Source organism: Duganella vulcania (genome assembly GCF_009857655.1).
Classification (GTDB): Bacteria; Pseudomonadota; Gammaproteobacteria; order Burkholderiales; family Burkholderiaceae_D; genus Rugamonas; species Rugamonas vulcania.
In genome coordinates this window covers 21,087-29,067 of sequence record NZ_WWCX01000080.1, presented here as the reverse complement: position 1 = coordinate 29,067, position 7,981 = coordinate 21,087, and the positions used below count along the sequence as shown (strand labels likewise).

At 67.5% G+C, this 7,981-nt stretch carries 9 protein-coding genes, 1 pseudogene and 1 riboswitch; of the genes and pseudogenes, 8 read left to right on the top strand and 2 right to left on the bottom strand.

Annotated elements, in window-relative coordinates:
- Both GTP90_RS27640 and GTP90_RS27635 read right to left on the bottom strand, forming a co-directional pair.
- Positions 1 to 205: pseudogene (locus GTP90_RS27640) on the bottom strand (hypothetical protein); the annotation flags it as partial.
- A gap of 20 nt (positions 206 to 225) precedes the next feature.
- On the bottom strand, positions 226 to 1,320 hold the full coding sequence (locus GTP90_RS27635; RefSeq protein ID WP_161086518.1) for an SGNH/GDSL hydrolase family protein: 1,095 nt from the start codon (positions 1,318 to 1,320) through the stop codon (positions 226 to 228).
- Positions 1,321 to 1,512: 192 nt separating this feature from the next.
- Positions 1,513 to 1,722, top strand: a riboswitch (cobalamin riboswitch).
- 117 nt (positions 1,723 to 1,839) lie between these two features.
- On the opposite strand from GTP90_RS27635, the gene GTP90_RS27630 reads away from it, so the two are divergent.
- From GTP90_RS27630 to GTP90_RS27595, 8 genes are read left to right on the top strand one after another with little or no spacing between them, the layout of a single operon-like run.
- Positions 1,840 to 2,523 (top strand): energy-coupling factor ABC transporter permease, encoded by a 684-nt coding sequence (locus GTP90_RS27630; RefSeq protein ID WP_117012524.1) that lies wholly within the window; start codon positions 1,840 to 1,842, stop codon positions 2,521 to 2,523.
- The gene (locus GTP90_RS27625) at positions 2,520 to 2,861 is read left to right on the top strand and encodes an energy-coupling factor ABC transporter substrate-binding protein (RefSeq protein WP_161086517.1); all 342 of its coding nucleotides are present in this window, start codon (positions 2,520 to 2,522) and stop codon (positions 2,859 to 2,861) included. The genes GTP90_RS27630 and GTP90_RS27625 overlap by 4 nt, the downstream gene beginning before the upstream one ends.
- The gene (cbiQ, locus tag GTP90_RS27620) at positions 2,851 to 3,585 is read left to right on the top strand and encodes a cobalt ECF transporter T component CbiQ (protein WP_161086516.1); all 735 of its coding nucleotides are present in this window, start codon (positions 2,851 to 2,853) and stop codon (positions 3,583 to 3,585) included. Before GTP90_RS27625 ends, cbiQ begins: the two co-directional genes overlap by 11 nt.
- Positions 3,582 to 4,439, top strand: coding sequence for an energy-coupling factor ABC transporter ATP-binding protein (locus GTP90_RS27615; RefSeq protein WP_161086515.1), 858 nt, complete (start codon positions 3,582 to 3,584; stop codon positions 4,437 to 4,439). Before cbiQ ends, GTP90_RS27615 begins: the two co-directional genes overlap by 4 nt.
- On the top strand, positions 4,436 to 5,221 hold the full coding sequence (gene cobM, locus GTP90_RS27610) for a precorrin-4 C(11)-methyltransferase (RefSeq protein WP_161086514.1): 786 nt from the start codon (positions 4,436 to 4,438) through the stop codon (positions 5,219 to 5,221). The genes GTP90_RS27615 and cobM overlap by 4 nt, the downstream gene beginning before the upstream one ends.
- A complete protein-coding gene (locus GTP90_RS27605; RefSeq protein WP_161086513.1) occupies positions 5,218 to 6,120 on the top strand; it encodes a sirohydrochlorin chelatase in 903 nt (300 codons plus the stop codon). The genes cobM and GTP90_RS27605 overlap by 4 nt, the downstream gene beginning before the upstream one ends.
- The gene (locus tag GTP90_RS27600; protein ID WP_161086512.1) at positions 6,117 to 6,794 is read left to right on the top strand and encodes a precorrin-8X methylmutase; all 678 of its coding nucleotides are present in this window, start codon (positions 6,117 to 6,119) and stop codon (positions 6,792 to 6,794) included. Before GTP90_RS27605 ends, GTP90_RS27600 begins: the two co-directional genes overlap by 4 nt.
- Positions 6,791 to 7,981 (top strand): cobalt-precorrin-5B (C(1))-methyltransferase, encoded by a 1,191-nt coding sequence (locus tag GTP90_RS27595; protein WP_161086511.1) that lies wholly within the window; start codon positions 6,791 to 6,793, stop codon positions 7,979 to 7,981. The genes GTP90_RS27600 and GTP90_RS27595 overlap by 4 nt, the downstream gene beginning before the upstream one ends.

Below are 7,981 nucleotides of genomic sequence, written 5' to 3'. Positions count from 1 at the left end.
GCCCGGCGGCCGGCGCCACGCCGGCCGCAACCGGCGCCGGCGCACCACCGGCGGCGATGCCGGGATCTGGCGAAGTGACCAGATACACCAGCACGCCGCAAGCGATCACGGCCAGCACCAGCGCCACGGCCAGAAAGCCGGCGCGCGGACGCCAGGCGCCCGGCTTCTCGTTGCCGGACTGGGGCCGCTCGGGAGGCTTGTCCAAGGGATCGGCTTACCCACGCATCAAGGCGTGGCGACGTTGTAGGTCGACACCGCCCAGCCCATCCGCTCGTGGCCGTACTGATTCCAGATCGGGTTCTTGCCGGCCGAGAAGGACGTGTAGCGCGGCGCGCCCGAGCCGGAGCTGCCGCCGAACAGGCCGGCCGTGACGGTGCTTCCGGAATAGGTCGGATGGGTATCGTCGGACTGGATGTAGTCGTAGCTGCTGCCGGACGATACAAAGTGCGCATTGGCGTCGCGCAGCGTCGAGCGCAGCGTGGTGGTGATGCGCGTGACATAGCTGGACTGGCTCTCGCCGGCGACGTAGCGCAGCGCGTCGGAGTCGATCTTGCCGTCGCCGTTGCTGTCGTAGTCGGCGCCCATGTACTGCGCGAAGTTGTCCGCGCAGGCGAAGCCCTTCTGCCGCGCCAGGTCGCACATCGAGAAGTTGATCCTGGCCAGCGACGGCAGGAACTTGTCCTGCATGTTCACGGTCTTGCCGGTGGACGCATCCTTGCACGAGCTCTGCACGTTGTCGGCGTCGTAGCCGGGGTAATGCAGGTTCGACACCAGCTTGAGCTTGACGCCGGAATAGGCGTTGGCGTTGATGTAGTTCATCGCCGCCTCGACATAGGTCTTGCAGCTGCTTTCGGCCGCGGTCAGCACGCTGTCGTCGCAGGTGCCGGTCTGGCTCTTGAAGGCGGTGCGGGCCTGCAGGCCGTCATTGCCGCACATCTCGAAGGCCACCACGCGGGTGTTACTCGCTTGCATATACGAACGCTCGGCCACGATCTTGTTGTTGTACACGTCCGACGCCACCGCGCCGGACTTGGTGCGGCGCACGCTCTCGATGTCGACGTTCCACAGCGCGGACAGGTATTCCGCGTCCACCGTCGGCGCCGAGTACTTGGCGGCGCTGGTGACGGAGCCGTTGTAGCCGGCGAAGATCGAGTCGCCGTAGGCCACCACGCGGTAGACGGTGGAGGTCCCGGGCCGGTCGATGGTCCAGGAAACGTTCTGGTTCAGGGTGCTGGCCGCCGCGTGGTCCGCGGCAGCGAGCAGGAACAGCGAGGACAGCAGCGTAGGCAGCGACTTCTTGTGAAAGCGGGTGTACGACATGGGATGTCTCCGATCAGTGGATCTGCAAGATGGATGTTTTTGTGTTGGCAAACGATTCATATTAGCCCGGAAGCACCGCCGGTATGTCATCGTCCCGCCGCTGTCTCGCCAGGGCAAGCGAATGTCTCCAGGGGACCGGCGCCTGTGGCGCGGCGGTCACAGCCTGCGGTGTTGGCAACTTGCGCAACGTTAGTGTAAGATCAATGCTTGGGTGCGAGCGTCTCCTCGGAGCGCTCGTTAAACGGGAAACCGGTGAAGCCGCTGAAACACGCGGCCATTCCGGTGCAGCCCCCGCTGCTGTAAGCCAGACGACTCCGTCATCACGTCACTGCATTAAACCGCGGGAAGACACGGAGAAGGACGAAGGCCAGCCAGAATACCGGCCCAAAAAAATCAGCATCATCTCCGCGGGGTGACGGGAATTCGCTATCGATCGTTTGCGCACGTCCCGTGCCGCCCGTCGACCGTCTTTCATCTCCCGCATGGTGTCCGTAAAAACCATTCGACGGGAGGTTTCGAATGCATATCATGGAAGGCTTTTTGCCTCCGGCGCACGCGCTCGGCTGGGCAGCCGTTTCCTTGCCTTTCCTGGCCTGGGGCTTGCGCTCCATCGGCCGTGACCTGCAATCGCATCCCGAGCGGCGCATGCTGCTCGGCGTGGCGGCGGCGTTCGCGTTCCTGCTGTCCGCCCTGAAGCTGCCGTCGGTCACGGGCAGTTGTTCGCATCCGACCGGCGTGGGCCTGGGCGCCGCCTTGTTCGGCCCCGCCGCGATGGTGCCGGTGGGCTTCGTGGTGCTGATGTTCCAGGCGCTGCTGATGGCGCACGGCGGCCTGACGACGCTGGGCGCGAATGTGTTCTCGATGGCGATTGTCGGCCCATTCGTATCGTACGGCGTGCTGCGCGCGGCGTCGGCGCTGGGCTTCTCGCGCTCGCCGGCGGTGTTCCTGGCCGCGTGCCTGGGCGACCTGGCCACGTATGTGACCACCTCGATCCAACTGGCGCTGGCGTTTCCCGCCGCTGTCGGCGGCTTTAGCGTTTCGTTCTTCAAGTTCGCCGGCATCTTCGCGCTGACGCAGGTACCCATCGCCATCAGCGAAGGCCTGCTGACGCTATTGGTGGTGAACGCGATGGTTCGCTTCAACGCGCACGAGCTGCGCGCGCTGCCCGTGATGACGCTCGGTGCGCGCAAGGGTGGCGCATGAAGGCCCGTACCTGGCTGGTCTGCCTGGCGCTGGTCCTGTTGACGGTGTTGCCTTTGTGGCTGGCGACAGCGCCACCGGCGGCGCCCGGCGGCGAAGCGCCGGCCATCTTCACTGGCGCGGACAATCGCGCGCAGCAGGCCATAGTCGCTATCGCTCCCGGTTACAAGCCGTGGTTCACGCCCGTGTTCGAGCCGGCCAGCGAGGAAATCGCGTCGCTGCTGTTCGCGCTGCAGGCGGCCATCGGCGCCGGCGTGATCGGCTACTGGCTCGGCATGTCCGTGGCACGCGAACGCGCGCGCCGCGAGGCCGCATCCCCACAGGACCGCCGTGCTGATTGAATCGACCGCGTACGCCAGCCGCTGGCGCGATGTGGCGCCGTCGGCCAAGGCGCTGTTTGCGCTGGCCGGCGTGGTCGCGGCCTGGGTGGCGCGCAGTCCTTATGCGCTGACCGCGCTGACGGCGGTGCTCGTGCTGGCCGCCCTGGCCGGTGCACGCGTCCCACTGCGCGCCTACGCCGCCACCGTGCTGCCGCCGCTCGGCTTCCTGCTGATCTCCTGCGCGGCCATGCTGTTCGGTCCGGACGCGCAAGGCGACTGGCGCTGGTCCGGCGCCATGCTGCCCGTCGTCGTCCACACCGCATTGCGTTCGCTGGCCATGCTGGCCGCGCTGTCAGGGCTGGTGCTCAGCACACCGATGCCCGGCCTGCTCGCGCTCATGCGCCGCCTGCGCATGCCGGAACTGCTGCTCGACATGATGGTGCTGTGCTATCGCATGCTGTTCGTGCTGCGCCAGGCGTGGGACGAAGGCGTGACCGCGCAAAGCGCGCGCCTCGGCTATCGCGGCTGGCGCCAGGCCTGGCGTTCAACCGGCCTGCTGGCCGGGCAGATGGCGGTGCAAGTGTGGCAGCGTGCCGCAGCGCTGCAAATGGCGGCGGACGCGCGCGTCTGCCAGGGCCCGCTGCGCTTCCTGCCGGTGGTCTACCCGCAGGCGCGCCGCCAGTGCATGGTGGCCGCGCTGGCCGGCGCGCTGCTGGTGACGCTGGCCGTGGGAGACCGCCTGTGAATTCCCCGATACTGGAACTGCAAGCCGTCGCCCACGTCTACCCGGACGGCAGCAAGGGCCTGCACGATTGCAGCCTGACGCTGCACCGTGGCCGCCGCTACGCGCTGCTGGGCGCGAACGGCGCGGGCAAGACCACCGTGCTGCAGCATCTGAACGGCCTGCTGCGCCCCACCGCCGGCCAGCTGCGCATCGACGGCCAGCCCTTCGACTACAGCCGGTCCGGACTCACCGCGCTGCGCAGCCGCGTGGGGCTGGTGTTCCAGAACCCGGACCGCCAGCTGTTCTCGGCGCTGGTCGAGGAGGACGTCTCATTCGGCCCGCTCAACCTCGGGCTGGACGCGGACGAGGTGCGCGCCCGCGTGTCTGCCGCATTGGATGCGGTGGGCTTGAGCGGCCACGCGCGCCGCGCCGTGCATCAACTGAGCTTCGGCCAGAAGAAGCGCGTCTGCATCGCCGGCGTGCTGGCGATGCAACCGGACGTGCTGCTGCTGGACGAACCCATGGCCGGCCTCGACGCGCCCATGCAAACCGAACTCGCCGCCCTACTCGACCAACTGGCCGCGCGCGGCGTCACCGTGCTGCTGTCCACGCACGACATCGACTTCGCCTTCCGCTGGGCCGACGACATCCACGTGATGGCGGGCGGCCGCTGCATCGCCTCCGGCCCGGCGCCGACACTGTGCGCGCAGGCGGACGTGCTGCATGCCGCCGGCCAGCGTCCACCGGCCGCGCTGGCGCTGCACGCGGAGCTGGTCGATCTGGGCGTGCTGCCCGCCGGCCCCGCACCGCGCAGCGTCGACGCCTTGCTCGACACGCTGCGCACACAAAAACATTCAGGAGTAATCACCGCATGACATCTCTCGGCAAAATCTGGTTCGTGGGCGCAGGCCCTGGCGACCCGGAACTGATCACCGTCAAAGGCCAGAGGCTGCTGTCGCAGGCGGGCGCCGTGCTGTTCGCAGGCTCACTGGTGGACCGCGCCGTCACGCTGTACGCGCCGCCCGGCTGCGCCATCCGCGATTCGAAAGACATGACGCTGGAAGAAATGACCGCATGGCTGATCGAGCAGGCACGCATCCACGCCACCGTGGTGCGCCTGCAAACCGGCGATCCCGCTTTGTACGGCGCGCTGATCGAACTGGCGCGCCCGCTCGGCGAAGCAGGCATCGAATGGTCCGTGGTGCCGGGCGTATCGTCCGCCATGGCATCGATGGCGGCGGCCGGAGAATCCATGACGCTGCCCGAGGTGACGCAGACCGTGATCCTCACCCGCGTAGAAGGCCGCACGCCGATGCCGGAAGGCGAAGACCTCGCCAGCCTGGCCGCGCACCGCACCACGCTGTGCATCTTCCTGTCGATCACGCTGATGCACAAGGTGGAAACCGCGCTGCGCGCCGCCGGCTGGGCCGAGGATGCGCCGATGCTGGTGGTGCACAAGGCCAGCTGGCCCGGCGAACAGAAGATCGTACGCGGCACGCTGGCCGACATCAAGCAGCGCTGCCGGGAGGCCGGCATCGCCAGCCAGGCGATGATCGTCGCCAGCCCCACCTTGGGCGCGCTGCATTGGGAGACGCTGGCGCGCTCCAAATTATATGACCCTACATTTACCCATCGTTTCAGAAAGGCGAGCGCATGAACCCAGTAAGCAAGGACACAATCCTGATTGTCGGCCATGGTTCCCGCGAGGATTCCGGCAACCAGGAGATCCGTGAATTCACCAGCCAGTGGCGCGCACGCCGCCCGGATTGGCGCATCGAGTTGTGCTTCATCGAATTCGCGCCGCCGGAGATGAACGCCGCGCTGCTGGACGCCGCGCGCAGTTCGCGTCGCGTGCTGGTGGTGCCGCTGATCCTGAACGCGGCCGGCCACGTCAAGATGGAGATACCGGAAGCGATCGAGCATGCGCGCCTCGCCTGCCCGCAGACGGAGATCCTGCTGGCGCCGCACCTCACCGCCTGCGATCCGATTCTAAAGATCCTCAAACGCCGCCTGCGCAAGGCCATGAACGCGCTGGACATGCCCGATCCAACCAGCACCGGCGTGGTGGTGCTGGGACGCGGCTCGTCCGATCGCGGCGCCAACGGCGAGATGGCCAAGATGGCCCGCTGGCTGCTGGAGGAAGGCGATCATGAGCTGGTCGACCTGGCCTTCACCGGCATCACCTGGCCGCGCCTTGAGAAAGTGGTGCAGCGCCAGGTCATGCTGGGCATGCGCCAGATCGTGGTGCTGCCCTACTACCTGTACACCGGCACCCTGATGCAGCGCATACACCGCCAGGTGGAGCATCTGCGCGGCCAGTATCCCCAGGTGCGTTTCGCCTGCTCCGAGCATTTCGGCTTCGAGAACGAGATCTTCGAGCTGATGGACCAGCGTGTGGAAGACCTGCGCGCCGGCGTGCCGGACAGCCGCCTGCCCTGCGACGGTTGCAGCTACCGCGAGATCGCGCATGACCTGGGCCACGGGCACTCGCACGCGCACACGCACGAGGTTCACGTGCATCCGCATCACGACCACGCGGAGGCGCAGCCGGCATGAGCACCGTGAACACCGTTACCGAACAGCTGACCCGCGCCGGCCAGGTGATCGAGCATGACAGCTTCGCCATCATCGACGCCGAAGCCGGCCCGCACGGGTACACCGAAGGCCAATGGCCCATCGTCCGCCGCATGATCCACGCCAACGCGGACTTCGACTTCAACGGCCTGACCGCCTTCCATGCGGACGCCGTGGAAGCCGGCATCAACGCCATGCTGGCCGGCGGCGCGCCGGTCGTGGCGGACGTGGAGATGATCTGCTCCGGCCTGTCGCAGCCGCGCCTCGCGCACTTCGGCATGAAGACCCACCAGTTCATCAGCGACGCCGACGTTATCGCGACCGCACAAAAGGAAGACACCACGCGCGCAGTGCAAGCCATGCGCAAGGCACATCGACTGGGCTTGCTGGACAAGGCCATTGTCGGCATCGGCAACGCACCCACCGCGCTGATCGAGCTGGTGCGCCTGATCCGCGAGGAAGGCGTGCGCCCGGCGCTGGTGGTCGGCATGCCGGTGGGCTTCGTCTCCGCCGCTGAATCCAAGGACTTGATGGCCGAAGTCGGCGACGTGCCATGGATCGTCATCCGTGGCCGCAAAGGCGGCTCCACGCTGGTGGTGGCCACGCTGCACGCGCTGCTGGCCTTGGCCGAAGCACGTCAAAAGGCGATGGCATGAAGGAGAAAGCGGCTGCCGAACGTGGCACCCGCACCGGTTTCACCACCGGCGCCTGCTCCGCGGCCGCGGCACGTGCCGCGGTGCTGGGCCTCGTCCACGGACGGGTGCCGGAAGAAATCGAGAGTCTGCTGCCCAACGGCAGCCGCGTGGTGTTCGCCATTCACGACGGCCGCTGCGAGCCAGGCCGCGCGCATGCCATGGTCGTCAAATTCGCCGGCGACGACCCAGATTGCACCGACGGCGCCCACATGACGGTCGACCTGCGCCTGCTGCCCGGCCAGGCCGGCGTGGTGTCGTACGTGGCTGGCGATGGCGTCGGCACGGTAACGATGAAAGGCCTGGGCCTCGAAGTGGGCGGGCCGGCGATCAACCCCGCGCCACGCAAGAACATCGCCGACAACCTGCGCGAAGCCGCGCCGGAGCTGCTGGCGGTGCACGGCATCGAAGTGACCATCAGCGTGCCGGATGGCCAGGTGATGGCGAAGAAGACCACCAACGCCCGCCTGGGCATCCTGGGCGGCATCAGCATCCTCGGCACCACCGGCATCGTCAAACCCTATTCGACCGCCGCCTGGCGTGCCAGCGTGGTGCAGGGCATACAGGTCGCCGCCACAGCAGGCCATGGCATCGTGGCGCTGACCACCGGCGGCCGCACCGAAACCTTCGCCATGACGGCACTGCGCGCGGAACGCCCCGAACTGCCGGCGGCCTGCTTCGTGCAGATGGGCGACTTCCTGCGCTATGCGCTGGATGAAGTGGTGGCGCAGGGCATAGAACTGGTGGTGCTGTGCGTCATGGTGGGCAAGCTGACCAAGATCGCGCAGGGCGAAACCATCACCCACGCCAACCGCAGCGAAGTCGATACCGACCTGGTGGCCGAGGTGGCGCGCCGTATCGGCGCCACGCCGGAAGACTGCGCCGCCATGGCCGCCGCCGAAACCGCGCGCTTCGGCGCGGAGCTGATGGTGGAGCGCGGCCTCGGCGACGCCTTCCACCACGCGCTGGCGCAAGCGGCCATCGACACCCTGACCGCGCCGGACCGCTACGGGCACGCATTCCAGCTGCGCGTGCTGGTGTGCGACTTCAGCGGCGTGCAAGTGGCCGACGTGTTGTCGGCTCCTGCCGAACCGCACGAACGTCCCGCCAGCGCTGGCCGCATCGGCATCGATCATCTACCGGAAGCATAA